Origin of the sequence: Pseudomonas sp. F3-2 (assembly GCF_038804275.1) — a bacterium.
GTDB lineage: Bacteria > Pseudomonadota > Gammaproteobacteria > Pseudomonadales > Pseudomonadaceae > Aquipseudomonas.
Map to the genome: position 1 here is coordinate 5,749,540 of NZ_CP152388.1, position 24,396 is coordinate 5,773,935.

Consider the following 24,396-nt stretch of genomic DNA (forward strand, 5'->3'; position numbering starts at 1 on the left):
GCATTTGATCGACTGTAGTAGCGCAGGCCACACGATCTGCGGGGAGCTTAAATCGCCTTCTCGAAGATCTTCGAATTGCGCTGGTAGTTGTACAGCGAAGCCCGCGCGCTCGGCAGGCGATCAACGCTGCTCGGCTCGAAGCCGCGCTCGCGGAACCAGTGAGCAGTGCGTGTGGTGAGGACAAACAGGGTCTTCAGGCCCTGAGCGCGCGCGCGCTCCTCAATGCGCTCAAGCAGCTCATCGCCACGCCCGCCGTGGCGGTATTCAGGGTTCACTGCCAGGCACGCCAGTTCGCCCGCTTCAGAATCGGCAATCGGATACAGCGCTGCGCAGGCGATGATCAGCCCTTCCCGCTCGACCACACTGAATTGCTCGATCTCGCGCTCAAGCACCTCACGGGAACGACGCACCAGGATGCCCTGCTCCTCAAGCGGCGTGATCAGATCGATCAGGCCGCCGACATCACCAATCGACGCCTCGCGGACCAGTTCGAACTGCTCCTGCGCCACCAGCGTACCGCCGCCAGCGCGTGTGAACAGCTCGGACAGCAGCGCGCCGTCTTCGGCATAACTGACAATGTGGCTGCGCGCCACGCCGCCGCGACAGGCCTGGGCGGCGGCGTCCAGCAGTTCGGCCTGATAATTGTTGCCCAGCCGCTGCAGATGCGCCGGGACTTGCTGCGGACGAAGCTCGCGCACCAGACGTCCCTGCTCGTCCAGCAAGCCTGACTCGGCGCCGAACAGCAGCAGCTTCTCCGCGCCAAGGTCCACGGCCGCGCGCGTGGCGACATCTTCGCAGGCGAGGTTAAAGATTTCACCGGTGGGCGAGTAACCCAGCGGTGACAGCAGCACGATGGAGCGCTCATCGAGCAGGCGGTTGATGCCCTTGCGGTCGATCCGGCGTACTTCGCCAGTGTGTTGGTAATCGACGCCTTCCAGCACGCCGATGGGCCGGGCCGTGACGAAGTTGCCGCCGGTCACGCGCAGACGCGAGCCTTGCATCGGCGAGGCCGCCATGTCCATCGACAGGCGCGCTTCGATGGCCACGCGTAACGCGCCGACCGCATCGATCACGCACTCCAATGTTGCCGCGTCGGTGACGCGCATGTCGCGATGAAAATGCGGCGTCAGCCCGCGTGCAGCCAGGCGGCTTTCAATCTGTGGGCGAGAGCCATGAACCAGCACCAGGCGAACGCCCAGGCTGTGCAGCAACACGAGGTCGTGAACGATATTGCCGAAGTTGGGGTGTTCGACGCCATCGCCCGGAAGCATGACGATGAAGGTGCAGTCCCGGTGGGCATTGATGTAAGGAGACGCGTGGCGGAGCCAATTAACGTAATCGGGCATATCCGAAAAAGCCTGTAAGAAGATGGACGAAGGGTGAAACGCTCAAAACGGCGTGAGCTTTATCGTCGGAACAGGCATCGCAACACGCGTACTCTCCTTCTGGTGTGATTCTGACAAATAGCGCCGTCTGACTCGGCGGCACTCAATGGGTATTCAGGCAGTAATGTTCGATCAATTGACGTAGCAGACGCACTGTAGGCTGCAAACGTGACATTTCCAGATACTCGCCGGGCTGGTGCGCACAGGCGATATCTCCCGGCCCCAACACGATGGTTTCGCAACCAAGGCGCTGAAGATAAGGCGCTTCGGTGCCAAATGCCACTGCTTCGGCCGTATGACCCGTGAGACGCTCGGCAACCCGCACCAGTTCCGCGTCAGCGTTTTGCTCGAACGGCGCGACTTCTGAAAACAGCGGCGCGTAGTCGATCTGCACTTGATGCAGCTCGGCCAGCGGCTGAAGCTTCAGGCGAATGGCGGCGCGGAGCATCTCCGGATCCATGCCCGGCAGCGGCCGCAGATCGAACTCCAGCGAGCACTGGCCGCAGATTCTGTTCGGGTTGTCGCCTCCGTGGATGCAACCGAAGTTCATGGTCGGTTGGGGCACGCTGAATTGCGGATTTCGGAATGTTTCCTGCCATTCGCGGCGCAACCCTTTGAGCTCGCCGATCGCGTCGTACATCGCTTCGAGCGCGCTATGGCCCAGGCTCGGATCCGACGAGTGGCCGCTGCGCCCGAGGATGTCGATGCGCTCCATCATCACGCCTTTGTGCAAGCGAATCGGCTTGAGCCCGGTTGGCTCGCCAATCACCGCTGCCCGCCCCAACGGAGCGCCCGCTGCGGCAAGCGCCTTGGCGCCCGACATCGAGCTCTCCTCATCGCAGGTCGCCAGAATGATCAGCGGCTGCTTGAAAGACTGATCGAGCAATGGCTGCAGCGCCTCGATCGCCAGCGCGAAAAACCCCTTCATGTCGCAACTGCCCAGCCCTACCCAACTGCCGTCCACTTCCGTCAGCTTCAGAGGATCGGTTTTCCACAAGGCGTCGTCATACGGAACAGTGTCGCTGTGACCGGACAGCACAAGACCGCCAGGGCCTGTGCCGTAGGTCGCCACCAGGTTGAACTTGCCGGGGCTGACTTGCTGGATGTCACAAGCGAAACCCAGATCGCCGAGCCAGCCGGCAAGCAGGTCGATGACCGGGCGATTGGATTGATCCAGCGAGGGTTGCGTGCAACTCACCGACGGCGCAGCAATCAATGCTGCGAACTGCTCTTTCATGGACGGTAACGGCATAAGCGACTCCTCGGTGCGGATACGACACGCGGACCATCATAGGGTCATTGGCTTGCAGGAATAAACTGTCACGGTTGATGTCCTGTACACTGCACGACCCACGCAGCTGTGTCGATTCCGGCTGCGCCCAACGTTTATCAGCGATAGAGCGCCTGGATTCCCGGCCATGCAGAAAGAAACCGAAATCAAACTCCGCGTCAGCCGCGAAACCCTCATTGCCCTGCGCGAGCACCCGTTGCTGAAGAAGCGCAATAAAAGTGGCTGGGAGCGGCTTGAGCTGTTCAACCAGTATTTCGACACGCCCGAGCGTGAACTGGCTCAGGCCAAAGTCGCGCTGCGCCTGCGTCGTGACGGCGACGCCATCATCCAGACGCTGAAGACGCGTGGCCAAAGCGTTGCCGGGTTGTCCGAGCGTAACGAATACAACTGGGACGTCCCCAAGGCCAAACTGGACCTGAAGAAACTCGATGGCGATTGCTGGCCCGAACAACTCGCCGATCTGGACAAGAAGACCATCAAACCCCTGTTCACGACGGACTTTGTCCGCGAAAAGGCTGAGATCGCATGGGGCCGTGGCAAGACCAAGGTCGTGATAGAGGCAGCGCTGGACCTGGGTCACGTCGTCGTCGGCAAGCAGAAAGAAGAAATCTGTGAGCTGGAGCTCGAGCTTCGCGAAGGTGAACCCGCTGCCTTGCTCGAACTGGCCGCCGAGCTTGCCGAGAAACTGGCGTTGATGCCGTGTGACATCAGCAAGGCAGAACGCGGGTATCGCCTGTTCGACGCCAGCAGTTATTCGATCAAACTGCCGACGCCGGAGCTGCACGCCGAGATGTCGGTGGACGATGCCTACAGTGCCTTGGCCTGGTTCCTCTTGGGCAGCAGCCAGCGTCTGGCGGAACAATACCGCTTCAATGGTCATTGGAGCCTGCTGCAGGAATGGGTCGAGGTGCTCGCCGAGTTGCGCGCACTGACCGGCAGCCTCGGTCAGGCCGCGCCTCGCGCGACGACTCACGACCTGCGCGCAGCCCTCGATGCGCTGCTGGAAGACTGGCGCACGCTGGTTCAGGCCGGTCAGGAAGACAGCGATGTTCGAGCTGCGGCTCATGAGCAGTTCATTGAAGAACTGGAAGACCCACGCTGGGGCCTGTTTTCGTTGACGACATCGCGCTGGTTGATGGAGCGCAGCTGGACGGTGGAGCGCAACAACCGGGGTAACCGCCAAGGCCACGCGATGCTGAGCAGTTGGGTTCCGCGCTTTCTGGGTGACGAGGCGACCGCGTTGAATCTGGCGCGCTACCAGCAGCAGCCTGAAGACCTCGCCGAACAACTGCCGCGCATCGAACGCATCCAGGTCTGGCTGCACTACGCTCGTCAGGCACTGGATCTGCCCGAGTTGGACCGCCTGTATGGCGAGCTGAACAAGCTGGAGCAACTGGCGCACCTGGACATCAGCGACGAGATCCTCGAAGCCCGCGTTCAGCAGACCATCACCGTGCTGCAAAGCCGCGCGTGGAAGACACTGCTGAAGTTGTAAGGCCCCGTCAGCAGGACCGGCCAGCTATTTCAGTAGGACCGGCTTCAGCCAGGAAAAGGCCAGTTTGACCACCGCTAGCTTTATGGTGGGCCAACCGACGCCTTCCCGGCTAAAGCCGGTCCTACTCGATGTGCGCAGCTTCTACCTCACGATCGGCAAGCTCGTTGTCGATTTGATCTCCGACAGCGCCACTGTGGAGTTCACCTCCTGTATCCCCGGCACCAGCGACAGCTTTTCGAAGAAGAATCGCTCATACGCCTCGATGTCCGGCGTGACGATGCGCAGCAGAAAGTCGACTGAACCCATCAACACGTAACATTCCAGAACCTCCGGAAATCCGCGAATCGCCTCGGTGAACTCGGTGAAGTTCGAGCGGCCGTGAGCGTTGAGTTTGACCTCCGCGAAAATCTGCGTGTTGAGCCCGATCTTCTTGCGATCCAGCAGCGTAACCTGGCGCCGGATCACCCCCTCATCCTTGAGCCGCTGAATCCTGCGCCAGCACGGCGACTGGGACAGCCCGACCTGCTCGGCAATCTGCGCACTGGAAAGCGACGCGTCTTCCTGCAGCAGAGCAAGAATCTTCCGATCGTATGCGTCCAGCTCGATTTGCATAATTTATTCCCGTTACTTAACTACGGCGCATCAACAAGTCTTATCAAGCGTAATACAGCCGAAGTTGGATCAGAAATTTCTTTTCTGTCATGTAAAGATTTCTCCCACACCATTCGCTCGCCGCTGCTTCTGCGCAGCCGTCTTGAACCGGAGAGTCCAGCAAGCCGCACCTTGAAGCCGTCAACTGCACCCCGCTGCGCCACGACGCCTGGTCCGTCGATAATGCCCTGTGCCTGTCGCGCTATCAGATCCTTGCAGAAGCCGAGCCCGACCTGATCTGCCGCGTGCTGAACCTGTTCGCGATGCAATACCTGATCCCTCAGCAAGTCAGCGTGCTGCAACAGGAGGACATGCTAATGATTCAGGTGGAGGTTGGCGGGATGACGTGGCATCGCGCTCAGGTAATTGGCGAAAAAATGCGCAACCTGATCAACGTATGCTCAGTGGATCTGGAACCGATGGGCGATTTCCACGTCCTAACCGAGCCCGTCTCACTCGCTGTCGGTTGAGCGCGCCGAAAATATTGGCAACGCTTCGCTACCTGCAGGACGCAACAACTGGCACGCTTGGGACTACTCTTGCTTACCGAAGTAAGCCGTATCGTCCAAAGGAGCCCGCATGTCCGTCCTCGCCCCATCCTCCCAGGACCGCTGGCTGGATCTGAACGAACTGCTGCGCGACCTAGTCGCTCAAGGTTATCTGGACCAGGATAACGCCGACTATGCGTTGAATCTGCGCCGAACTGCTCAGAACGTGCATACCCACCCGCTTGAATTCATTGGCGTCCAGCAGTTCGACAATCTCAAGCGACCCGGCAAGAAGCTCGATCTGGAAACCCTCACCGCCTGGCTCGCCGAACAGGCCGGCCAGCCTTACATGCGCATCGACCCGCTGAAGATCAATGTCGCCGCCGTGACGCCATTGATGTCTTATGCCTTCGCGCAGCGGCACAAGATTCTGGCCGTCGCCGTTGATCGCGACGCCGTCACCATCGCCAGTGCGCAGCCTTACGTAAACGCGTGGGAAGCAGACCTGACGCACGTGCTGAAAATGCCGATCAAGCGTGTGGTCGCCAACCCGGTGGACGTGCAGAAACTGGCCGTAGAATTCTATCGACTGGCGAAATCGGTGAGCGGTGCCAGCGCAAGTGATCAAAAAGTGAGCAATCTGGGCAACTTCGAGCAATTGCTCAAGCTCGGTGCCAGCGATCAGGAACCTGATGCGAACGACGCGCATATCGTCAATATCGTGGACTGGCTGTTCCAGTACGCCTACCAGCAGCGCGCCAGCGATATCCACATCGAGCCTCGTCGCGAGGCCGGCACTGTGCGGTTTCGCATCGACGGCGTGCTGCATAATGTTTATCAATTTCCGCCACAGGTGACGATGGCCGTTACCAGTCGCCTGAAAAGCCTTGGCCGGATGAACGTCGCCGAGAAGCGCAAGCCGCAGGATGGCAGGGTCAAGACCAAGACGCCCGATGGCGGTGAGGTTGAGCTGCGCCTGTCGACGCTGCCGACCGCGTTCGGCGAGAAGATGGTGATGCGGATCTTCGACCCCGAGGTGCTGCTCAAGGACTTCGATCAGTTGGGCTTTTCCGGCGACGACTTGCGACGCTGGGAGGGCATGACGCATCAGCCAAACGGCATCATTCTGGTGACCGGCCCCACCGGATCCGGCAAGACCACGACGTTGTACACCACGCTGAAAAAGCTGGCGACGTCGGAGGTGAACCTGTGCACCATCGAAGACCCGATAGAAATGGTCGAACCCGCGTTCAATCAGATGCAGGTGCAGCACAACATCGACCTCAACTTCGCCAGCGGCGTGCGCGCGTTAATGCGGCAAGATCCGGATATCATCATGATCGGTGAGATTCGCGACCTGGAGACAGCCGAAATGGCAATTCAGGCCGCACTCACCGGTCACCTCGTGCTGTCGACATTGCACACCAACGATGCCCCCAGCGCGATCAGTCGTCTGCTGGAACTGGGCGTGCCGCACTATCTGCTCAAAGCGACGATTCTGGGCGTGATGGCGCAGCGTCTGGTGCGCACGCTGTGCCCGCACTGCAAAGCCCCGGTGGAGATCAACGAGGCCGACTGGCAGACACTGACGCGCCCTTGGCAGGCGCCGGTCCCCAGCGGAGCGCATCGTGCCGTGGGTTGTGCGGAATGTCGGGACACCGGTTATCGAGGGCGCGCCGGCGTTTATGAAATCATGCTGATGTCTGACGCCGTCAAGTCGCTGATCGCGGCCGATCTGGACCTGACGGCCCTGCGCCGACAAGGTTTCAAGGACGGGATGCGCAGTTTGCGGTTATCGGGTGCGCAGAAGGTGGCGGTCGGGCTCACGACCGTCGAGGAAGTCTTGCGCGTCACGCCGCAAAGCGAACAACGCTGATCCAAGGTCGATCACCAGCCAGCACGCAAAGTCCGCCATCGCATTGTCAGGCACGATTCGTCGCCTGACACCTCGCCATCGCGGACAGGCGCGCTCAAAGCTTACGAGCACAGTCCGCCGATTAATCGCGCACTCCGAAATCCAGCACGACCTTCATGGCCTGCTGCTTGTCGCCCGCCAGCTCAAAAGCCTGCACGGCTTCGCCAAACGCAAGGGTGTGGGAAATCACCGGGGTCACGTCGATCAGTTTGCGGTTGAGCAGATCGACCGCCTGAGCGAACTCGGCATGAAAGCGAAAAGTGCCCCGCACATCAATCTCTTTTCCAACGACCAGATTCAATGGAATGGAAACATCGCCTCCCAGACCCACTGTGACGATAACGCCTCGCGGACGAACGCAGGTCAGGCCGTCGCGCAACGCCTGGGCGCTGCCGGACGCTTCGAACATCACATCGAAATGGCCTTTCTCGGCGGTGTAGCGCGCCAGCGCCTGGGGCTCATCGCGCAGATTATGCGTCTCGCTGGCGCCCATCCGCCGGGCGCACTCCAGCGCACTGTCGCTCAGATCCGCCGCGACGATCTGCGCCGCGCCCGCTGCCCGCAAGCTGCCAATCAGCAGATTGCCAATCGGACCGCATCCGGTCACCAGCACCCGCATGCCGAACACGCCGCCCGCTCGCTGAATCGCGTGCAGACCGACCGACAACGGCTCAGCCAGCGCGCCTTCGGCCAGGGTCGTCGTCGGCGCGAGCAGGTGAGCCTGACTGGCTTCGATCACGAGGCTCTCGCGAAAAGCGCCCTGAACGTGTGGAAACGGCATGGCGCTGCCGTAGAACCGCATGTTGAGGCAATGATTCGGCATCCCTTCGTGACAGTACTTGCAGCCCCCGCAAGGTCGCGAAGGCGAAACGGAAATCCGCTGCCCTGCCGTGAAGCACTCCTGTGCGCTGCCGACTTCTTCGATGACCGCCGAGATTTCATGGCCGAGCACCATTGGCTCCTTCAGGCGTACCGCACCGAAACCGCCATGCTGATAGTAATGGAGATCAGAACCGCAGATCCCGCCTCGGGCCACGCGTACGCGCAACTGACCGGGAGCGAGCGGCAACGCGTCACCCGCGTCTTCAATGCGAAGGTCCTTGGGGGCGTGGCAAACAATGGCTTGCATGAAGTATCTCCGGTTTACAGCGACGCCGTGATGGCGCCGTCGACGTAAAGAATGTGGCCGTTGACGAAGCTCGACGCATCGGACGCCAGGAAAACCGCTGCTCCCGCCAGTTCGGACACCTCGCCCCAGCGGCGACTCGGCGTGCGCTGGACGAGCCAGTCGCTGAATTCAGGGTTGGCAACCAGCGCCGCGTTCAGTTCGGTCTTGAAATAGCCCGGGCCGATTCCGTTGACGTTCAAGCCAGCCGGGCCCCAATCGATGGCCATGCCCTTGGTCAGCATCTTCAACGCGCCCTTGCTCGCAGCGTAAGGCGCAATGCCGGGCCGACCCAGTTCGCTCTGCACCGAACAGATATTGATGATGCGCCCGCGGCCTCTTGGAATCATGCAGCGTGCGACGGCCTGCCCCACAAGAAATGCGCTGTCCAGATTGGTCCGCATCAACTCGCGCCAGTCGGTTTCTGCGTACTGCTCCAGCGGGCCGCGCCGCTGCATGCCGGCGTTGTTCACCAAAATATCCAGCGGCCCGACGCGACTCTCGATGTCCTGTATCGCAGCGCCGACGGCTGCACTGTCGGTGACATCGAAGCATTGCGAGTGGACGTCGTGGCCTTCGCCGGCCAGTGCGGCTGCCGCTGATTGCAACGTGTCGGCATTGCGCCCGTTGAGCACCACGGTTGCGCCCGCCTCAGCCAGTCCGCGCGCGATAGCGAAACCGATTCCGGCACTTGAGCCAGTGATCAGCGCAACCCTTGCGTCCAGTCGAAAACTCTCCAGAACAGCCATGTTGTCACCCCTTTTATGCGGCTATGAGTGGGATCATCTGTTGTGATGAGGCGGATGACGACGCATCATCCGACTGCCTAACTTCAGCTCAGGCAGCCGACAGCGTCCAATGCTCATTGCTGATGGGCTGATCATTGATTTTGATGACCAAACGAGCGGATATGGAACTCAAGCATTTACGGGCATTTGTCACGCTGGCTGAAGAGCTGCATTTCGGACGGGCTGCACAGCGGCTGGCCATCGTCCAACCGGCATTGAGCATGCAAATCAAAGCGCTTGAAACATGGCTCGGCGTGCGACTGCTGGATCGCAATCGTCACTCGGTGACGCTGACGCAAGTGGGTCAGCTGTTTCTTGACGAGGCGCGGGTGACGCTGCATCAGGCACAGCATTGCGCTGACGTGGCGCGAGGGCTTGGCCGAGGAGAATCGGGGCGGATCCGCCTGGGTTTTGTTTCGTCGGTCCTGCCACAGCTGCTGCCCACACTGATCCGCGCGGCGCATCAGCGGTTTCCCGGTATCGCGCTGGAGCTCAAGGACATGCCCGGCCCGGATCAGATTCATGCCCTGAAAAACGGCCAGCTGGACTTTGGCCTCTTGCGCCTCCCCGCGCCACACGCTGGAGTCCAGACGCGCGTGGTGCTGCAAGAATCGATCGTCGTGGCACTGCCCTGCGATCACCCACTGGTTGAGCATGCGGTCATCGACGTCGACGCGCTCGCGCAATGGCCGGTGCTAGTGTTGGCGCGTCGCTACGCGGCGGGCTTTCACGATGGCGTGATGCGGGCGATCGCCGAACAGGGCAGTCGGCTGGAAGTTGCTGACGAACTGGGCGAATTCACCACCATGCTGGCGCTGGTCTCGGCGGGACTGGGGATTGGCTTGCTGCCTCACCTCGCCGCCAGCGCCCTGCCACCGAATGTCGTATCGCGCCCACTGCGATTGGGGGACTATCGGGCAGCGACAGGCCTGGCGTGGACGTCTCTCGACACCGCCGTGAAGACCACGGTCTTCGAGCTCATGCGCGAGCTATTCTTCACCCATAGCCAGGCGGATTCCGGCATCGTCTGACCGTGCGCCGCTAAAAGCGGCTCATGGGTCGGCTGCGCTGGTGGCGCCAGTGTTGCGGTTTGATACACGAAACATTCGCGCGGCGAATTCCGGGCGGCTTATGGTGCAGCACACCATTCACGCAGCAGCAATCAACAGGGACAGGTCATGCAAATCGGTATTGTGGTTTTTCTGTTCGTGGGGCTGGCTCTCGCCATCGTCTACATGGGCGTCAAGGTCGTGCCGCAAGGGTATCAATGGACGGTCGAACGGTTCGGACGGTACACCAACACGCTCAAGCCTGGTCTGAACATCATCGTGCCGGTCGTGGACCGCATCGGGCGCAAGATCAACATGATGGAGACCGTGCTGGACATCCCGCCGCAGGAAGTCATCACCTCGGATAACGCCACGGTGCAGATCGACGCCGTGTGCTTCTATCAAGTGGTCAACTGCGCGCAAGCGGCTTATGAGGTGAACAACCTGCAGCATGCGATTCGCAACCTGCTTCAAACCAACATCCGCACAGTGCTGGGCTCGATGGAGCTGGACGCCATGCTCAGTCAGCGCGACGGGATCAACGAACGCCTGTTGCGTATCGTCGATGAAGCGACGGCGCCCTGGGGCATCAAAATTACCCGCATCGAGATCAAGGACATCAGCCCGCCTGCCGATCTGATGGCGGCAATGTCGGGCCAGATGAAAGCCGAGCGCATCAAGCGCGCGCAGATTCTTGAAGCAGAAGGCCTGCGGGCATCGGCCATTCTGACTGCCGAAGGCAAGAAGCAGGCACAGATCCTGGAAGCCGAAGGCGAACGGCAGGCGGCGTTCCTCGAGTCAGAGGCACGGGAACGGCAGGCCGAAGCCGAGGCTCGGGCGACGCAAGTAGTTTCCGAAGCGATTGCCGCCGGCGACGTACAGGCCATCAATTATTTCGTCGCGCAGAAGTACATCGATGCGCTGGGCAAACTGTCTTCAGCCAATAACAGCAAGGTAATCCTCATGCCGCTGGAAGCCAGCCAGATGATCGGCGCGATTGGCGGGATCGGCGAAATCGTCAAGGCCACCTTCGACACGCCCAGGCCTGAAGCCGGAAAGCGAGTCTGACCATGTGGGAATATCTTAACGATCTGTCGTTTTGGGACTGGCTGGCGCTGGGCACCGTGCTGTTGATTCTGGAAGTGTTCGGCGCAGGCGGTTATCTGCTGTGGATCGGCGTGGCCGCCGCCGGCGTCGGCATTCTCACGTACGTGTTTCAGGACATGGGTTGGGAGCTGCAGTTTCTGCTGTTCGCCGTGCTGTCGGTGCTGACCGCGCTGTACTGGTGGCGGCGTCAGCGCAACGTTCTGCGCCAGTCGGATCAGCCGGGACTGAACCTGCGTGGTACGGAACTGATCGGCCGGACCTTCGTAGTGCACGACGCGATTGTCAGCGGACGCGGCAAAATCAAGGTCGGCGATGGTGTCTGGATGGTCGTCGGGCCTGATGCACCGGCAGGCGCGCAAGTGCGCGTGGTCGCGCAGGACGGCGTTATTTTGAAAGTCGAAGCGGCTTGAGTTTTCGGGCCACGGAACTACCTCGCAGGCGGACGTATCAAATCGTGTCAGAACAACCCAAAAGTCGGAGTACCCCGTCATGCGTCTAAAACTTGCTGTAGCCACGTTAGCTCTGCTTTCCCTGCCTGTCGGTTCAGCAATGGCTGACGGCTTCCTGCGCGACGTCATCTCTTCCGGTGCAACCACCGGCTCTACCTACCTCACCTTTCGGCATCACAAACTGATCGTTGCCGCTCAGGATGACGCAGGCAGCTTCGTCGCCAGCAACGGCGCCATCCGTGGCCCGTACCTGGAAGCAGCCATGGATCAAGTACGCAAAGACAACCCAGGCCTGAATGCTTCGGACATGGATCTGGCAAACGCGATTCTGGCGAAGAACCTCGTCGCCGAGCAGTGATCCCGTTGAGCGCGAGCTCGTTTGCTCGCAACATCAGGATCATCGTGTCATAAAAAATGCCGCCCTCAGGGGCGGCATTTTCGTATCAGCGATCATCGCCTGTCGGCACGCTTGCGCATTGGCTTACTCGCCGATGGCGGCCTTGTAACCGGCAGCGTCCAGCAGCTTGGCCAGGTCGGCGTCAGCATTGCTTGGCTTGACCTTGAAAATCCACGACTGGTAAGGCGTGTTGTTCAGCTCTTCCGGCGCGTCGCCCAAGCTTTCGTTGACTTCAACCACTTCGCCGGCAACTGGAGAATAGATGTCGGAGGCGGCTTTTACGGATTCCACAACGCCAGCAGCATCGCCAGCCGCGAAGACCTTACCGATCTCTGGCAGCTCTACGAATACCACGTCGCCCAGCGCTTCCTGCGCATGATCGGAAATACCGACAACGATCAGGTCGCCTTCTTTTTTTGCCCACTCATGGCTTTCGGCAAAACGCAGTTCGGCGGGAATATCACTCATGTTTTTATCCTCTCTACATCATCAGGTCAGCGGAGAAACCCGCCAGGGGTTGCTTTGAACGGTTATTAAATCAGGGCCTTGCCATGGCGCACGAACGTTGGCTGAACCACACGAACCGGGTACCACTTGCCGCGAATCTCCACCTCGGCACGGTCGGCAGTCGCCATCGGGACACGCGCCAAGGCAATCGACTTGCTTAGCGTAGGAGAGAAACTACCACTGGTGATCTCTCCTTCGCCAACTTCCGCTATTCGGACAACCTGATGCGCCCGCAGAACACCTCGTTCTTCGAGCACCAAACCCACGAGCCTTGAGGCAACGCCGCTGGCTTTTTCCGACTCGAGCGCGGTACGGCCGATGAAGTCACGGTCTTCGGGCTGCCAGGCGATGGTCCAGGCCATGTTGGAAATCAGGGGCGACACCTGTTCGTCGATTTCCTGACCGTACAGATTCATACCGGCTTCCAGACGCAGCGTGTCACGCGCGCCCAGGCCTATCGGCGAGATACCGGCGCCGACCATGTCGTTGAAAAAACTGCAGGCTTGCTCGGCAGGCAGGATGATTTCCAGGCCGTCTTCGCCGGTGTACCCCGTGCGCGCGATGAACCAGTCGCCTTCTTGCTGACCTTCGAACGGTCGCAGGGTGTGGATCAGTTCAGCGCGGGACTGGGTGACCAGTTCGGCGATCTTCTGCCGGGCATTGGGCCCCTGAATCGCCAGCATCGCCAGTTCGGAGCGGTGCGTCAGATGCACGTCGAAACCGTCGAGATGAGCGTTCATCCACGCCAAGTCCTTAGCGCCGGTGGCGGCATTGACCACCAGCCGATAACCCGCGTCGGTCAGGTAGACGATCATGTCGTCGACGATACCGCCCCGGGTGTCGAGCATCGCGCTGTAAAGCGCGCGCCCTGTGTGCTGCAGTCTGCCGACGTCATTAGCCAGCAAGTGCTGCAACCAGGCTTTGGCCTGGCTGCCGGATACGTCGATGACGTGCATGTGCGACACGTCGAAAATCCCACAGTCGCGGCGCACCTGATGGTGCTCCTCGACCTGTGAGCCGTAGTGCAACGGCATATCCCAACCACCAAAATCGACCAGCTTCGCGCCCAGCGCGAGGTGCAGGTCAAAGAGGGGCGTACGCTGTCCCATGGGTTTCTCCTTCCGGGCTTGGCGAAGACGCAGTCAGACACGACATCGGCAAATCCCCCGTGACTTGGGGTCTCATACCTCTGCTAATTTGCGGAATTGTCTGACAGACCACGTCGATTGCGGCGCATTGTAGCCGCAAGGTAGTGACCCCGCACCTAGCCGATCGGTCTTGCCGAACGTCTGATCAAGCCAATCACCGGGAGTAAACCGACAAGCACCAGCGTCAGGGCCGGCAATGCGGCGCGGGCCCACTCGCCTTCACTGGTCATTTCAAAAATGCGCACCGCCAACGTGTCCCAGCCAAACGGGCGCATCAGCAGGGTGGCAGGCATTTCCTTGAGCACATCGACGAACACCAGAAGCGCCGCACTCAGCGTGCCTGGAACCAGCAGCGGCAGATAAATCCTGAAAAACAATCGCGGGCCACTGACGCCCATGCTGCGTGCCGCCTCGGGTAACGATGGCCGGATGCGGGAGAGGCTGCTTTCGAGCGGGCCATACGCGACTGCAATGAAGCGCACCAGATAGGCCAGCACCAGCGCCGCCAGGCTGCCGAGCAATAACGGTCTGCCTGCTCCGCCCATCCACTGGGACAGCGGGACGACCAGTTCGCGGTCGAGATAACTGAACGCCAGCATGATGGACACAGCGAGTACCGATCCCGGGAGCGCGTAACCGATATTGGCCAGACTCACCCCCGAGCGTATGGCCCGAGTGGGCGCCAGACGTCGGGCGAATACCAGCATCATGGCGACGCAGACGGTCACCAGCGCCGCGATACCGCCCAGATAAACCGTATGCAGAATGAGGCCGCTATAACGCTCATCCAGATCGAAGCGGCCACGCTGCCAGACCCAGACGATCAGTTGCAGCAAAGGCACCACAAATGCGCAGGCGAACACCAGACCACACCATGTGCTCGCCGCGATCGCCTTGATGCCGTGCAGGTGATACAGCGCCTTGACGCGCGGCCGCTCGTTGACTGGCCGGCTTGCACCTCGCGCCCGATGTTCGCCATACAGCACGACCATCACCGCCAGCAGCAGCAAGCTTGCGAGTTGAGCCGCGCTCGACAGGCTGAAGAAGCCGTACCAGGTCTTGTAGATCGCCGTGGTGAAGGTATCGAAATTGAACACCGACACGGCGCCGAAATCCGCCAGGGTTTCCATCAGCGCCAGCGCAACCCCGGCGCCGATCGCGGGCCTCGCCATTGGCAACGCGACACGCCAAAACGCCTGCCACGGCGATTGTCCCAGTACGCGCGCGGCTTCCATCAGGCCTTTGCCTTGTGCCAGAAACGCCGTGCGCGCCAACAGGTAAACGTAAGGATAAAAGACCAGCACCAGCACGATGATCACGCCGCCGGTGGAGCGCACGCGCGGCAGGCGAACTCCGCTGCCAAACCATTCACGCATCAGGGTCTGCACGGGGCCGGCAAAGTCGAGCAGCCCGACGAAAACGAACGCCAGCACGTAGGCCGGAATCGCGAACGGCAGCATCAGCGCCCAGTCCAGCCAGCGCCGCCCCGGGAACTCACACAACGCAGTCAGCCAAGCCAGGCTCACACCCAGCAGCGTCACGCCAAGCCCGACCCCGACGACCAGTGCCAGCGTGTTGCCCAACAACCGCGGCATCTGGGTTTCCCACAGATGCGACCAGATTTCGTGGTCGATGGTCTGCCAGGAGAACAGCAGCACGCTCAGGGGCAGCAGCACCAGTGCAGCGACGGTGAAAACCAGGGGATACCAGCGACGCTGGGCGGGATGGGCCAAGGGGGAGAATCTCGATTTGGCTTGGTTACGAACCTGTAGGAGTGCGCTTGCTCGCGATTGGGTCATGTCAATCAATGCAGTTGGCACTGAACACAAGCAATCGCGAGCAAGCTCACTCCTACAGTTAGGTGGCGTACGGAGTTAATTCCAGCCCACACGATCCATCATTCGAATCGCTTCGGCCTGACGCCGTCCGGCGACTTCCACCGGAATGGTGTCGGCTTTGAACGCGCCCCAACTGGCCACCTCCTCGGAAGGCGCCACTTTAGGATTGGCCGGGAATTCCTGGTTGGTGCCCGCGAAAATCGCCTGTGCTTCCGGCCCTGTCATCCACTCGACGAGCGCTTTGGCCGCCTCTGCATGCGGCGCGTATTTGGTGAGGCCGATGCCCGACAGATTGACGTGCACGCCACGATCCGACTGATTCGGCCAGAACAGACGCACAGCCAGATCCGGGTTCTGTTTGTGCAGCCGGCCGTAGTAATACGTGTTGACGATACCGACGTCGCACTGACCGGCGTTGATCGCTTCAAGCACTGCTATGTCGTCAGAGAACACATCGGTGGAAAGGTTATTGACCCAACCTTTGAGGATCTTTTCCGATGCCTCGGCGCCGTGGGTTTCGATCAGCGTCGCGGTCAGCGACTGGTTGTAGACCTTCTTCGCGGTGCGCAGGCACAAACGCCCTTCCCACTGCTTGTCCGCCAGCGCTTCATAAGTCGTCAGCTCTTCAGGCTTCACGCGGTCGGTCGAGTACGCAATGGTGCGAGCGCGCAGGCTCAGGCCAGTCCAGCTGTGGGTGGAAGATCGGTACTGCGGCGGGATATTCGCGTCGATGACAGGTGAGGTGAAGGGCTGCAGGATGCCCATTTGTTCCGCTTGCCAGAGGTTGCCCGCGTCGACGGTCAGCAGCAGATCGGCCGTCGCGTTCTGCCCCTCGGCCTTGATGCGCTGCATCAGCGGCGCTTCCTTGTCGGTGATGAACTTCACTTTGACGCCGGTTTTGGCGGTGTAAGCATCGAACACCGGTTTGATCAGCTCGTCGATGCGAGAGGAATACACCACGATGTCGTCCGCGGCCTGAGCGGTTCCGCCGAGCACGGTCAGTATCAGGGCAGCCAGAATACGCTTGCTCGCCAGCATGCGGGGGCCTCGTTTTTGAGAAATGAGGCGAAATGGTAGTGAATCGCATCAACGAAGTCCGGACCCAGCCGTTACCAGATGTTACGGACCACGCTTTTTTTTGCCAGATGCCCTGCAATGCATCGTTCAGGGAAGCGAGCTTGCTTTCGGAGCCTTCAATGCATCCGCCATCGCCGGTGTCGGAATCTGTTCAGATCCTGGCCAACGCTGGCAAGTCCCCGCTCAATCCCAACGCCTGGCGCACGAACATCGCCTTGGCTTCTGCAGACTGATCGACGAGTTTCAGGCCCGTATTGCGCAGCCAGCGCACAGGCAAGGCGTCGGCCTGGAACAGCCGCTCGAAGCCCTCCATCGCCGCCATCAACGCCAGGTTGTGCGGCATGCGTCGACGTTCATAGCGACTCAGCACTCGCTCATCTGCCAGCCGCTCACCCCGCGCGGCTGCGGCATGCAGCACTTCGGCGAGCACTGTGGCGTCGAGGAAACCCAGGTTGACGCCCTGTCCCGCCAGTGGGTGAATGGTGTGCGCCGCATCGCCAATCAGCGCCAGGCCCTCAGCGACATAGCGCTTGGCGTGCCGCTGACGCAGGGGCACACACAGGCGCGGGTCGGCTGAAATGACGTGCCCAAGGCATCCCTCGAACGCCTGCTCCAGCTCACGACAAAAAGCCTCGTCGTCCAGCTTCATCAAGCGCTCTGACTCGGCGGGCGTCACCGACCAGACAATCGAACACCAATGCTCGCCCTCGCGCTCGAGTGGCAAAAAGGCCAGCGGGCCGTCATCGGTGAAGCGTTGCCACGCGGTTTTTCGGTGGGAATCAGCCGTGCGTACGCTGGTGACAATAGCGTGATGCATGTAGTCCCATTCGCGCGTTGCGGTACCGGTCATGCGTCGTACCGTCGAATTCGCACCATCGGCAGCGATCACCAGGGGCGCGCGCAAGGTGCGGCCCTCCGCCAGTGTCAGCAGCCAGTCGTCGCCGGAACGACGCATCTGCTCCAGCCGCGCATTCGCCAGCAGGCCGATGTCGCTGTCATGCAAGCGCTCGATCAGGGCGTCCTGCACGACACGGTTTTCGACAATGTGCCCCAGCACATCGGCGTGCACGCTGGAGGCGGAGAAGTGCACATTGCCTGTGCCGCTTCCGTCCCAGACGTGCATGTCGGCATAAGGGCTGACGCGGCGCGAGACAACGCCTTCCCACACGTTCAATCGCTCGAGAATCCGCTGACTGGCAGCCGACAACGCACTGACACGCGGTTCGAAAGCGGCGTTGTCATCGAAGGGCTTCACGGTCAGGGGGCCGCCGTCCACGACGAGGATGTTCAATCCGCTGTTTTGCAGCGCCAGCGCAAGAGCGCTACCGACCATTCCGGCCCCGACAATCAGCAGATCTGCGCGCGTTTCCATGCTTTAAATCGTTCTCGCGTTGGGCAAGTGCCACGTATGGATGAAGGGCTCAGACATCGGCTCGTGTTCCCAGGCCCATGGCTTGGCGAGCAAACCAGCTCTTGGCCGAAGGCAACAGGTCCAGACCGAGAAGCCCCAGATTGCGACCCGCCGTGATCACGGGCTGCTGGCTGCCGAACAGGCGCGTGACCTGGTCGGAGAAGCCGACAGTCAGCTTTTGATCCAGACGCTGGCGGTCGCGGTAGTTCTGCAAAGTCGCCAGATCACCCGGCGTCGCATCGCTGGCCAGCAGCGCCTCGGCGAGGGAAGCAGCGTCGCGCAGGGAAAGATTGAAGCCCTGTCCGGCAATCGGATGAAGGCTGTGTGCGGCGTTGCCCAGAACCACCAGATGCGAGCGCACCTGCTCCTCAGCCTCGATCAGCGAGAGCGGATAAGCATGGCGCACGCCCACTTGTTTCAGCGCGCCCAACCGGTAGCCGAACACGCCCTGCAATTCGTTGAGAAAACTGCGATCATCCAGCGCCATCAGCCGCTGCACGTCGTTACCCGTGCGGGTCCAGACCAGCGCGCAACGGTTTTCCGGCAGCGGCAGCAACGCCATCGGGCCGTCTTCGGTGAAGCGTTCGAACGCCTGACCACAGTGCGCCTCGCCCGGCGTGATATTGGCAATCAACGCGCTCTGGTCATAAGGCGTGGTCCGAACGCCGATACCCAGCTGCTCGCGCAGGCTGGAACGACCGCCGTCGGCGAGCACCGCCAGGTCGCAGTCCACTTGGGTTTCATCGCTGAGCGTGAGGCGATAACCGTCGGCCAGCGCCTGCATCTGTTTCACCTCGGCCGGCACGCGCCAACTGATCACATCGCTGTCCAGGCCCTGCCAGAGGCACTGGCCCAGCCAGGCGTTCTCGACGACGTAACCCAGCGCCGGCACGCCTTCCTGCATTGAGGACAAACGAGCCGCCCCAAATCGACCCTTGTCGGACACCTGGATCTGCAGAATAGGCTCGGCCCGGCGGCTGATCTGCTGCCACAAGCCGAGGCGCTCGTAAATCTGCCTAGCCCCGAACGACAGCGCCGAAGAACGGGCGTCGTAGCTGGGCTGGTACGTGTCGCCGGGAGCGAACGGTTCGATCATCACGATCTTCCAGCCTCGCTCTTTCGCCCCGGCCTGCAGGGCCAGAGCGAGACTGGCGCCAACCAGGCCGCCGCCGACAATTGCCAGATTAAAACGGCTCATGCGGCTTGAGTTCGGGCTGCGGCCATGAGGGCCTCGATTTCGGCGACGGTCTTGGGTACGTCGCCTGTCAGGATTTCACAACCTTTTTTGGTCACCACGACATCGTCCTCGATTCGTACGCCGATTCCACGCCATTTCCTGGCGACGCTTTGATTGTCCGGCGACACATAAATCCCGGGCTCGACCGTCAGCGCCATGCCAACCTCAAGCACTCGCCATTCGCCGCCGACCTTGTACTCGCCGACATCATGCACATCCATGCCCAGCCAGTGCCCGGCCCTGTGCATGTAAAAAGCTTTGTACGCTTCGGCGGCGATCAGTTCATCGACCTCGCCCTGCAGCAACCCCAATTCCACCAGCCCGGCGGTGATCACCTGCACCGTCGCCTCATGCGCCTGGTTCCAGTGATTACCGGGCCTGATCGCTGCAAACGCAGCTTCCTGCGACTTGAGAACAAGCTCGTAGATCGCTTTCTGTTCAGCGGAAAACTTGCCGTTCACCGGGAAAGTCCGCGTGATGTCGCTGGCGTAACAGTCGATTTCACAGCCGGCGTCGATCAACACCAGATCACCGTCCTTGAGTGCTGCGTCATTCTCCTGGTAATGCAGGATGCAGGCGTTCTTGCCTGAGGCGACGATGGAGCCGTAGGCTGGCATCTTCGCCCCGCCCTTGCGGAATTCGTAATCCAGTTCGGCTTCCAGGCTGAACTCATACGAACCGGCCCGGCTCGCCTGCATGGCGCGCACATGCGCTCGCGCCGATATCTGCGCCGCCTCGCGCATGACCTTCACTTCCGCTGCCGATTTATACAGGCGCATGTCATGCAGCAGGTGATCCAGCGCAACGAACTCCTTCGGCGGCTGAGCGCCCAGGTGCGCCTTGGAGCGGATGACGTTGATCCACTCCATCACATGGCGGTCGAATTCGGGGTTGCTGCCCATGGATGAATACACGCGGTCGCGGCCCTCGATCAGGCCCGGCAGGATGTCGTCGATGTCCGTGATCGGAAAGGCATCGTCGGCGCCGAAGTCACGGATCGCGCCGTCCTGGCCGGCTCGCAGGCCATCCCACAACTCACGCTCGGGATTGCGTTCGCGGCAAAACAACACGTACTCGCCATATTCCCGGCCCGGAATCAGCACGATCACGGCCTCAGGTTCGGGAAAGCCGCTCAGGTACTGGAAGTCGCTGTCCTGGCGGTACACATGTTCGACATCACGATTACGAATAGCCACCGCAGCTGCTGGCAGAATAGCAATGCTGTTGGGCTCCATCTGTTCCATCAGCGCCTTGCGACGACGGGCATATTCGGCTTTCGGGATGCGGATCATGGGCAAGTGCGGTCCTCCGGGTGGGCAAACTGGCCGGAGGCGCTGGCGAGCGACGCCGACCGGCTGGTAACGGGTGCGATCAATGCAAAGAAGGCTTCGCTTCAGGGGCCGCTTTCTTGTTGAACTCGGTGAACAGCAACAAGGGGGCAACGCGCAGGTATTCCATGACTTCCATGTAGTCGCTTTCGCCGTCTTCGGACTCTTCCAGCGCGTCCTGGATCTGGGCGATGGCCGCCAGATCCTGCAACACATCCCTGGCGTCTTCGCTCAGTGACTGGCCGCCAACCCGGGCGAAGCCGTTGAGGAAACCCTGGCACCACTGGCCTATCGCTGCGGTACGGGCCGCCAGCGACTCATCGTCACCGGGCAGCAAAAGCACGACCGCCATGTCGTCGCCGGTCAGTTCGTTTTTTACCATTTCCTGCAGGCCAATCAGGGCCTGACGCACGTTGGCCTCAGGTTCTGTTTCAAGGAGCAGGAGCGCGTCGGCAATCCAGTCATCGGCGTCAAAACCGGCACCGGCGCAACTGCGGCCCAGCAACAGGCCCTGCAATTCGGCAGGTGACACGGGATGGCCACTGCCGTTGAGCAGAGTGGCGAATGCGTTATACGGGGAATTCTGATTAGGCATGGGCAACTAGGCGCCAAGCGGCGCAATGTCTAGAATGAAGGCCTTGTATCGTAGCACCGGCAGATGCGCCCAAGCTATCCGGCGATATTCCAAGGCGGTCCAGACGCCAGCTCCTGCACCACTCATCTGAAAGTAATCAGTGGAAAACAATGGAAGACAACGACCTGCAAGCGCTGATGGCTCGACTGGAGTTATTGATCAATCGTGTCGAGCAACTAAAAAGTCAAAACGGACTCCTATTAGCTCAGGAAAAAACCTGGCGCGAGGAACGCGCTCACCTCATTGAAAAGAACGAAATCGCCCGGCAGAAGGTCGAGTCCATGATTTCGCGCCTCAAGGCCCTGGAGCAAGACTCATGAGTAATGGCAACAGCATCACCGTGCAGATCCTCGACAAAGAATATTCGATCATCTGCCCACAAGAGGAGCGCACCAATCTGGTCAGCGCTGCGCGTTACCTGGACGGCAAGATGCGCGAAATCCGCAGCAGCGGCAAAGTCATCGGTGCCGACCGAATTGCAGTGATGGCTGCACTGAACATCACCCACGATCTTCTGCACAAGCAGGAATTGCCTGAAGCGCAGACCAGCGGCTCGACCCGCGAGCAGGTGCGCGACCTTCTGGACCGTGTGGATCTGGTCCTTGCCACGGATGAGCCAAAAGCACAAGGCTGATTGTTCCGACATGATTCGGTATACTTGCGACCGCTCCCTGGAGTGCTTGCCAGTCGGTCATGTCCCTGAGCCGATACGCACAACCACGGGGGTTGCACGTTGGGGTTGGTGTGCATGTCCGCTCGACGGAAAGCCTTAAAGCCTCCTGCAATCTCCACCTTGAACTTTCGGGTTCAAGGGCTACACCGACAGCGGTTCGTCGGGGAGTCTCGAATCTTCTACCCAACGCCAGACGCCATGTCTGGCGGTGGGATCGTGAATCGGACCTGATTCACCCATCGCCCTCAAATGTCTCACGGACCCGCCTGCATGACTTCTTCTGGCGCCGACTCCCTGACCGATGTTTCCAGCCTTACCCGCCCTCAACTGCGACGCCAGTTACGCAAGGCTCGTCGTGCATTGACGCGCTCACAACAGCGACAGGCGGCTGAAGGTTTGTATCGTCAGCTTGCGCAAAACCCGCTTTTTCGTCGCGCACGGCACGTTTCTCTTTATCTCCCGATGGACGGTGAAATTGACCCGCAGTTGCTGCTGCGTGAAGCTCAACGCCGTGGCAAAGCGACTTATCTGCCGGTGCTCAGCGCATGGCCGCGGACCAAGATGGTCTTTCAGCGCGTGCGTCGTGGCGAGAAGCTGCGACCCAATCGCTTCCGGATTCCGGAGCCGCACATCAATCCCCGACAGCAGCGCAAGATCTGGGCGCTGGATCTGATTCTGATGCCGCTGGTGGGGTTCGATGATCAGGGCGGCAGACTGGGAATGGGTGGCGGCTTCTACGATCGCAGCCTGGCCTATCAGGGTCGACGCAAGGCCTGGCAGAAACCGGTGTTACTCGGTCTGGCTCATGAATGTCAGAAGGTCGCAAGACTGGCCGTCGCCAGTTGGGATGTGCCGCTGCAGGGAACGGTGTCGGACAAGCGCTGGTACATAGCCTGATCCAGTTTTGACTTTGCAGGCGCGCGCCAGCCCTCGAAAATCACTCAGGCAGCACACGCGCAGCAAACGCGCAGGCCCCATCGCGGGAAAGCGCGCTCCTACAAAAAAGGAATGCCTGAGAGAACTAGCGGCGGGACTGTTGCTGCTGTTGCTGAGTGACTTCAACCGGCGCATCCGCCTTCGCGGCCCACAGACTCTGCGCGTAACCGGTGGTGACAATACCCAAGCCGAACAAAATAGCCAAAATCCATAGTAAATCCGGCTTGCGTTGCATTGATTGCTCCCCTTTAGCGAATCAAAAACTCGACGTTCGCGACGTTTTGAGTGGGCCGCGTAACGGTGTAGCCCTTAAAATCCCGGCATTCTCCGACAACGTGACGCAACACGCAAATACTGGCGTCAACCGACCGTCGGGTTGTCATAAAAGCGTAGGACAAACTGTCCAGACCCCATTCAGGAGCCACAAAAATGGCCTATTGGCTGATGAAATCCGAGCCCGATGAGCTCTCGATTACCGGTTTGCAAAAACTTGGCCAGACCCGCTGGGACGGCGTCCGCAACTATCAGGCACGTAATTTTCTGCGCGCGATGGCAGTGGGTGATGAGTTCTTTTTCTATCACTCAAGCTGCCCGGAGCCAGGCATCGCCGGCATCGGCAAAATCATCCAGGCCGCGTATCCGGATCCCACCGCACTTGATGACAAGAGCCACTACTTCGACGCCAAAGCATCTCAGGAAAAGAATCCCTGGAGCGCCATCGACGTGGCTTTCGTCGAAACCTTTCCACGCGTTCTCAGCCTCGGTTTTCTGAAACAACAGACCGCGCTCGAACAGCTGCCGCTGGTGCAAAAAGGCAGTCGGCTATCGGTCATGCCAGTGACGGCCGATCAATGGGCCGCAGTGCTGGCATTGCGCTGAGGCGCCTGAACGCTCGATGCCAGCAGCAACACGCCGACCGCCTCGTTGCTTATCCCATCAGGGGCGCTTACACAACTGAATGCGTCATTGCGCAATAAAGTTGTTGAACAGCAGATCGTCAACGACAGGCTTGCCGGTCTCTTGGGTCAGTACTTCCTGCGTCTGCTTGAGGGCTTCCTGACGCAGCTTTTCCTTGGCTTCGACATTGCTCATGCTGTCGACCGTCTGCTGTGTGAACAGCGCGACCAGTTGATTGCGGATCAGCGGCTCGTTCTGTTTCACCAGTTTCTGCGCCTCGGCGCCCGTCACGCGCAAGGCGACGTCAGCTTTGTAAACATGCAGCTTCGGACTGCCATCCAGCGCGTAGTTGCCCACGAACGGTGGCGTCAGCGCCACGTAAGAGACCTTGTTCGGGTCATCCTTCTCACCGCCCTCTTCGGCCATTGCCACCACAGGCATCGACAACGCCAACAACATCAGAATCCACGCTTTCACAGTCCACTCCTCAATCCGGTTCGACGCATAGCTTACTGCAGCTTATGCACACC

26 protein-coding genes and 1 other RNA gene are annotated in these 24,396 nt (G+C 60.5%); 12 read left to right on the forward strand and 15 right to left on the reverse strand.

Annotated elements, in window-relative coordinates; all coding sequences use genetic code 11:
• Window positions 1–47: 47 nt before the first annotated feature.
• Together argA and argE are read right to left on the reverse strand one after the other, a co-directional pair.
• On the reverse strand, window positions 48–1,346 hold the full coding sequence (gene argA / locus AAGQ88_RS25615; RefSeq protein ID WP_093465901.1) for an amino-acid N-acetyltransferase: 1,299 nt from the start codon (window positions 1,344–1,346) through the stop codon (window positions 48–50).
• A gap of 142 nt (window positions 1,347–1,488) precedes the next feature.
• Window positions 1,489–2,637 carry an acetylornithine deacetylase gene (argE, locus tag AAGQ88_RS25620; protein ID WP_342653967.1) on the reverse strand — a complete coding sequence of 383 codons (1,149 nt, stop codon included), beginning with the start codon at window positions 2,635–2,637 and terminating at the stop codon, window positions 1,489–1,491.
• A gap of 166 nt (window positions 2,638–2,803) precedes the next feature.
• On the opposite strand from argE, the gene AAGQ88_RS25625 reads away from it, so the two are divergent.
• Window positions 2,804–4,171 carry a CYTH domain-containing protein gene (locus AAGQ88_RS25625; protein ID WP_342653968.1) on the forward strand — a complete coding sequence of 456 codons (1,368 nt, stop codon included), beginning with the start codon at window positions 2,804–2,806 and terminating at the stop codon, window positions 4,169–4,171.
• Between the two features lie 141 nt (window positions 4,172–4,312).
• Here AAGQ88_RS25625 and AAGQ88_RS25630 read toward each other — a convergent pair whose 3' ends face one another.
• A complete protein-coding gene (locus tag AAGQ88_RS25630) occupies window positions 4,313–4,783 on the reverse strand; it encodes an Lrp/AsnC family transcriptional regulator (RefSeq protein WP_093465910.1) in 471 nt (156 codons plus the stop codon).
• Between the two features lie 194 nt (window positions 4,784–4,977).
• Between AAGQ88_RS25630 and AAGQ88_RS25635 the strand changes: the two genes are divergently transcribed.
• Together AAGQ88_RS25635 and AAGQ88_RS25640 are read left to right on the forward strand one after the other, a co-directional pair.
• On the forward strand, window positions 4,978–5,292 hold the full coding sequence (locus AAGQ88_RS25635; protein ID WP_342655889.1) for a hypothetical protein: 315 nt from the start codon (window positions 4,978–4,980) through the stop codon (window positions 5,290–5,292).
• A gap of 109 nt (window positions 5,293–5,401) precedes the next feature.
• Complete coding sequence (locus tag AAGQ88_RS25640; protein WP_285426575.1) at window positions 5,402–7,186, forward strand: GspE/PulE family protein; 1,785 nt, start codon at window positions 5,402–5,404, stop codon at window positions 7,184–7,186.
• A 121-nt stretch (window positions 7,187–7,307) separates the two neighbouring features.
• Here AAGQ88_RS25640 and AAGQ88_RS25645 read toward each other — a convergent pair whose 3' ends face one another.
• Both AAGQ88_RS25645 and AAGQ88_RS25650 read right to left on the reverse strand, forming a co-directional pair.
• Window positions 7,308–8,354, reverse strand: a complete 1,047-nt coding sequence (locus AAGQ88_RS25645; RefSeq protein ID WP_342653969.1) for an L-idonate 5-dehydrogenase — start codon at window positions 8,352–8,354, stop codon at window positions 7,308–7,310.
• Between the two features lie 14 nt (window positions 8,355–8,368).
• Window positions 8,369–9,139 (reverse strand): glucose 1-dehydrogenase, encoded by a 771-nt coding sequence (locus tag AAGQ88_RS25650; protein ID WP_342653970.1) that lies wholly within the window; start codon window positions 9,137–9,139, stop codon window positions 8,369–8,371.
• A 161-nt stretch (window positions 9,140–9,300) separates the two neighbouring features.
• On the opposite strand from AAGQ88_RS25650, the gene AAGQ88_RS25655 reads away from it, so the two are divergent.
• The 4 genes from AAGQ88_RS25655 to AAGQ88_RS25670 all read left to right on the forward strand — a co-directional run bounded on the left by AAGQ88_RS25655 (window position 9,301) and on the right by AAGQ88_RS25670 (window position 12,141).
• Complete coding sequence (locus tag AAGQ88_RS25655; protein WP_342653971.1) at window positions 9,301–10,209, forward strand: LysR substrate-binding domain-containing protein; 909 nt, start codon at window positions 9,301–9,303, stop codon at window positions 10,207–10,209.
• 147 nt (window positions 10,210–10,356) lie between these two features.
• Entirely contained in the window at window positions 10,357–11,295 is a 939-nt protein-coding gene (locus AAGQ88_RS25660; RefSeq protein ID WP_285426571.1) for an SPFH domain-containing protein, read from the forward strand.
• Between the two features lie 2 nt (window positions 11,296–11,297).
• The gene (locus AAGQ88_RS25665; RefSeq protein WP_342653972.1) at window positions 11,298–11,744 is read left to right on the forward strand and encodes an NfeD family protein; all 447 of its coding nucleotides are present in this window, start codon (window positions 11,298–11,300) and stop codon (window positions 11,742–11,744) included.
• A gap of 79 nt (window positions 11,745–11,823) precedes the next feature.
• Window positions 11,824–12,141, forward strand: coding sequence for a DUF2388 domain-containing protein (locus AAGQ88_RS25670; RefSeq protein ID WP_074754503.1), 318 nt, complete (start codon window positions 11,824–11,826; stop codon window positions 12,139–12,141).
• A 123-nt stretch (window positions 12,142–12,264) separates the two neighbouring features.
• Here AAGQ88_RS25670 and gcvH read toward each other — a convergent pair whose 3' ends face one another.
• The 8 genes from gcvH to AAGQ88_RS25710 all read right to left on the reverse strand — a co-directional run bounded on the left by gcvH (window position 12,265) and on the right by AAGQ88_RS25710 (window position 21,321).
• Entirely contained in the window at window positions 12,265–12,648 is a 384-nt protein-coding gene (gcvH, locus tag AAGQ88_RS25675; RefSeq protein WP_285426569.1) for a glycine cleavage system protein GcvH, read from the reverse strand.
• Between the two features lie 65 nt (window positions 12,649–12,713).
• Window positions 12,714–13,796 (reverse strand): glycine cleavage system aminomethyltransferase GcvT, encoded by a 1,083-nt coding sequence (gcvT, locus tag AAGQ88_RS25680; protein ID WP_285426568.1) that lies wholly within the window; start codon window positions 13,794–13,796, stop codon window positions 12,714–12,716.
• A gap of 155 nt (window positions 13,797–13,951) precedes the next feature.
• Window positions 13,952–15,568, reverse strand: coding sequence for an iron ABC transporter permease (locus AAGQ88_RS25685; RefSeq protein ID WP_342653973.1), 1,617 nt, complete (start codon window positions 15,566–15,568; stop codon window positions 13,952–13,954).
• Window positions 15,569–15,709: 141 nt separating this feature from the next.
• The gene (locus tag AAGQ88_RS25690) at window positions 15,710–16,711 is read right to left on the reverse strand and encodes an extracellular solute-binding protein (protein WP_342653974.1); all 1,002 of its coding nucleotides are present in this window, start codon (window positions 16,709–16,711) and stop codon (window positions 15,710–15,712) included.
• Between the two features lie 190 nt (window positions 16,712–16,901).
• Window positions 16,902–18,122: a 2-octaprenyl-3-methyl-6-methoxy-1,4-benzoquinol hydroxylase gene (locus tag AAGQ88_RS25695; protein WP_342653975.1), complete on the reverse strand. Its 1,221-nt coding sequence runs from the start codon at window positions 18,120–18,122 to the stop codon at window positions 16,902–16,904.
• A gap of 49 nt (window positions 18,123–18,171) precedes the next feature.
• The gene (ubiH, locus tag AAGQ88_RS25700; RefSeq protein WP_342653976.1) at window positions 18,172–19,359 is read right to left on the reverse strand and encodes a 2-octaprenyl-6-methoxyphenyl hydroxylase; all 1,188 of its coding nucleotides are present in this window, start codon (window positions 19,357–19,359) and stop codon (window positions 18,172–18,174) included.
• The gene (gene pepP / locus AAGQ88_RS25705) at window positions 19,356–20,690 is read right to left on the reverse strand and encodes a Xaa-Pro aminopeptidase (RefSeq protein ID WP_342653977.1); all 1,335 of its coding nucleotides are present in this window, start codon (window positions 20,688–20,690) and stop codon (window positions 19,356–19,358) included. Before pepP ends, ubiH begins: the two co-directional genes overlap by 4 nt.
• Window positions 20,691–20,769: 79 nt before the next feature.
• Window positions 20,770–21,321, reverse strand: a complete 552-nt coding sequence (locus AAGQ88_RS25710; protein ID WP_285426563.1) for a YecA family protein — start codon at window positions 21,319–21,321, stop codon at window positions 20,770–20,772.
• A gap of 149 nt (window positions 21,322–21,470) precedes the next feature.
• Here AAGQ88_RS25710 and AAGQ88_RS25715 point away from each other — a divergent pair, with 149 nt between their 5' ends.
• From AAGQ88_RS25715 to AAGQ88_RS25730, 4 genes are all read left to right on the forward strand, one after another.
• Window positions 21,471–21,680: a TIGR02449 family protein gene (locus AAGQ88_RS25715; RefSeq protein ID WP_062379587.1), complete on the forward strand. Its 210-nt coding sequence runs from the start codon at window positions 21,471–21,473 to the stop codon at window positions 21,678–21,680.
• On the forward strand, window positions 21,677–21,994 hold the full coding sequence (locus tag AAGQ88_RS25720; protein WP_093465947.1) for a cell division protein ZapA: 318 nt from the start codon (window positions 21,677–21,679) through the stop codon (window positions 21,992–21,994). The genes AAGQ88_RS25715 and AAGQ88_RS25720 overlap by 4 nt, the downstream gene beginning before the upstream one ends.
• Before the next feature lie 31 nt (window positions 21,995–22,025).
• Window positions 22,026–22,204, forward strand: a non-coding RNA gene (gene ssrS / locus AAGQ88_RS25725) — 6S RNA.
• Window positions 22,205–22,303: 99 nt separating this feature from the next.
• On the forward strand, window positions 22,304–22,930 hold the full coding sequence (locus AAGQ88_RS25730) for a 5-formyltetrahydrofolate cyclo-ligase (RefSeq protein ID WP_342653978.1): 627 nt from the start codon (window positions 22,304–22,306) through the stop codon (window positions 22,928–22,930).
• A 124-nt stretch (window positions 22,931–23,054) separates the two neighbouring features.
• Here the strand turns inward: AAGQ88_RS25730 and AAGQ88_RS25735 are convergent, their stop codons facing one another.
• Window positions 23,055–23,204, reverse strand: a complete 150-nt coding sequence (locus tag AAGQ88_RS25735; protein ID WP_093465951.1) for a hypothetical protein — start codon at window positions 23,202–23,204, stop codon at window positions 23,055–23,057.
• A gap of 194 nt (window positions 23,205–23,398) precedes the next feature.
• Here AAGQ88_RS25735 and AAGQ88_RS25740 point away from each other — a divergent pair, with 194 nt between their 5' ends.
• The gene (locus tag AAGQ88_RS25740) at window positions 23,399–23,848 is read left to right on the forward strand and encodes an EVE domain-containing protein (protein WP_093465953.1); all 450 of its coding nucleotides are present in this window, start codon (window positions 23,399–23,401) and stop codon (window positions 23,846–23,848) included.
• An 84-nt stretch (window positions 23,849–23,932) separates the two neighbouring features.
• On the opposite strand, the gene AAGQ88_RS25745 is transcribed toward AAGQ88_RS25740, so the two are convergent.
• A complete protein-coding gene (locus AAGQ88_RS25745; protein ID WP_093465955.1) occupies window positions 23,933–24,343 on the reverse strand; it encodes a flagellar basal body-associated protein FliL in 411 nt (136 codons plus the stop codon).
• Between the last annotated feature and the right edge of the window lie 53 nt (window positions 24,344–24,396).

Coding starts and splice junctions, on each gene's coding strand:
- argA (WP_093465901.1), bottom strand. CDS start 1,346: ATGCCCGATTACGTTAATTGGCTCCGCCACGCGTCTCCTTACATCAAT.
- argE (WP_342653967.1), bottom strand. CDS start 2,637: ATGCCGTTACCGTCCATGAAAGAGCAGTTCGCAGCATTGATTGCTGCG.
- AAGQ88_RS25625 (WP_342653968.1), top strand. CDS start 2,804: ATGCAGAAAGAAACCGAAATCAAACTCCGCGTCAGCCGCGAAACCCTC.
- AAGQ88_RS25630 (WP_093465910.1), bottom strand. CDS start 4,783: ATGCAAATCGAGCTGGACGCATACGATCGGAAGATTCTTGCTCTGCTG.
- AAGQ88_RS25640 (WP_285426575.1), top strand. CDS start 5,402: ATGTCCGTCCTCGCCCCATCCTCCCAGGACCGCTGGCTGGATCTGAAC.
- AAGQ88_RS25645 (WP_342653969.1), bottom strand. CDS start 8,354: ATGCAAGCCATTGTTTGCCACGCCCCCAAGGACCTTCGCATTGAAGAC.
- AAGQ88_RS25650 (WP_342653970.1), bottom strand. CDS start 9,139: ATGGCTGTTCTGGAGAGTTTTCGACTGGACGCAAGGGTTGCGCTGATC.
- AAGQ88_RS25655 (WP_342653971.1), top strand. CDS start 9,301: ATGGAACTCAAGCATTTACGGGCATTTGTCACGCTGGCTGAAGAGCTG.
- AAGQ88_RS25660 (WP_285426571.1), top strand. CDS start 10,357: ATGCAAATCGGTATTGTGGTTTTTCTGTTCGTGGGGCTGGCTCTCGCC.
- AAGQ88_RS25665 (WP_342653972.1), top strand. CDS start 11,298: ATGTGGGAATATCTTAACGATCTGTCGTTTTGGGACTGGCTGGCGCTG.
- AAGQ88_RS25670 (WP_074754503.1), top strand. CDS start 11,824: ATGCGTCTAAAACTTGCTGTAGCCACGTTAGCTCTGCTTTCCCTGCCT.
- gcvH (WP_285426569.1), bottom strand. CDS start 12,648: ATGAGTGATATTCCCGCCGAACTGCGTTTTGCCGAAAGCCATGAGTGG.
- gcvT (WP_285426568.1), bottom strand. CDS start 13,796: ATGGGACAGCGTACGCCCCTCTTTGACCTGCACCTCGCGCTGGGCGCG.
- AAGQ88_RS25690 (WP_342653974.1), bottom strand. CDS start 16,711: ATGCTGGCGAGCAAGCGTATTCTGGCTGCCCTGATACTGACCGTGCTC.
- AAGQ88_RS25695 (WP_342653975.1), bottom strand. CDS start 18,122: ATGGAAACGCGCGCAGATCTGCTGATTGTCGGGGCCGGAATGGTCGGT.
- ubiH (WP_342653976.1), bottom strand. CDS start 19,359: ATGAGCCGTTTTAATCTGGCAATTGTCGGCGGCGGCCTGGTTGGCGCC.
- pepP (WP_342653977.1), bottom strand. CDS start 20,690: ATGATCCGCATCCCGAAAGCCGAATATGCCCGTCGTCGCAAGGCGCTG.
- AAGQ88_RS25710 (WP_285426563.1), bottom strand. CDS start 21,321: ATGCCTAATCAGAATTCCCCGTATAACGCATTCGCCACTCTGCTCAAC.
- AAGQ88_RS25715 (WP_062379587.1), top strand. CDS start 21,471: ATGGAAGACAACGACCTGCAAGCGCTGATGGCTCGACTGGAGTTATTG.
- AAGQ88_RS25720 (WP_093465947.1), top strand. CDS start 21,677: ATGAGTAATGGCAACAGCATCACCGTGCAGATCCTCGACAAAGAATAT.
- AAGQ88_RS25730 (WP_342653978.1), top strand. CDS start 22,304: ATGACTTCTTCTGGCGCCGACTCCCTGACCGATGTTTCCAGCCTTACC.
- AAGQ88_RS25735 (WP_093465951.1), bottom strand. CDS start 23,204: ATGCAACGCAAGCCGGATTTACTATGGATTTTGGCTATTTTGTTCGGC.
- AAGQ88_RS25740 (WP_093465953.1), top strand. CDS start 23,399: ATGGCCTATTGGCTGATGAAATCCGAGCCCGATGAGCTCTCGATTACC.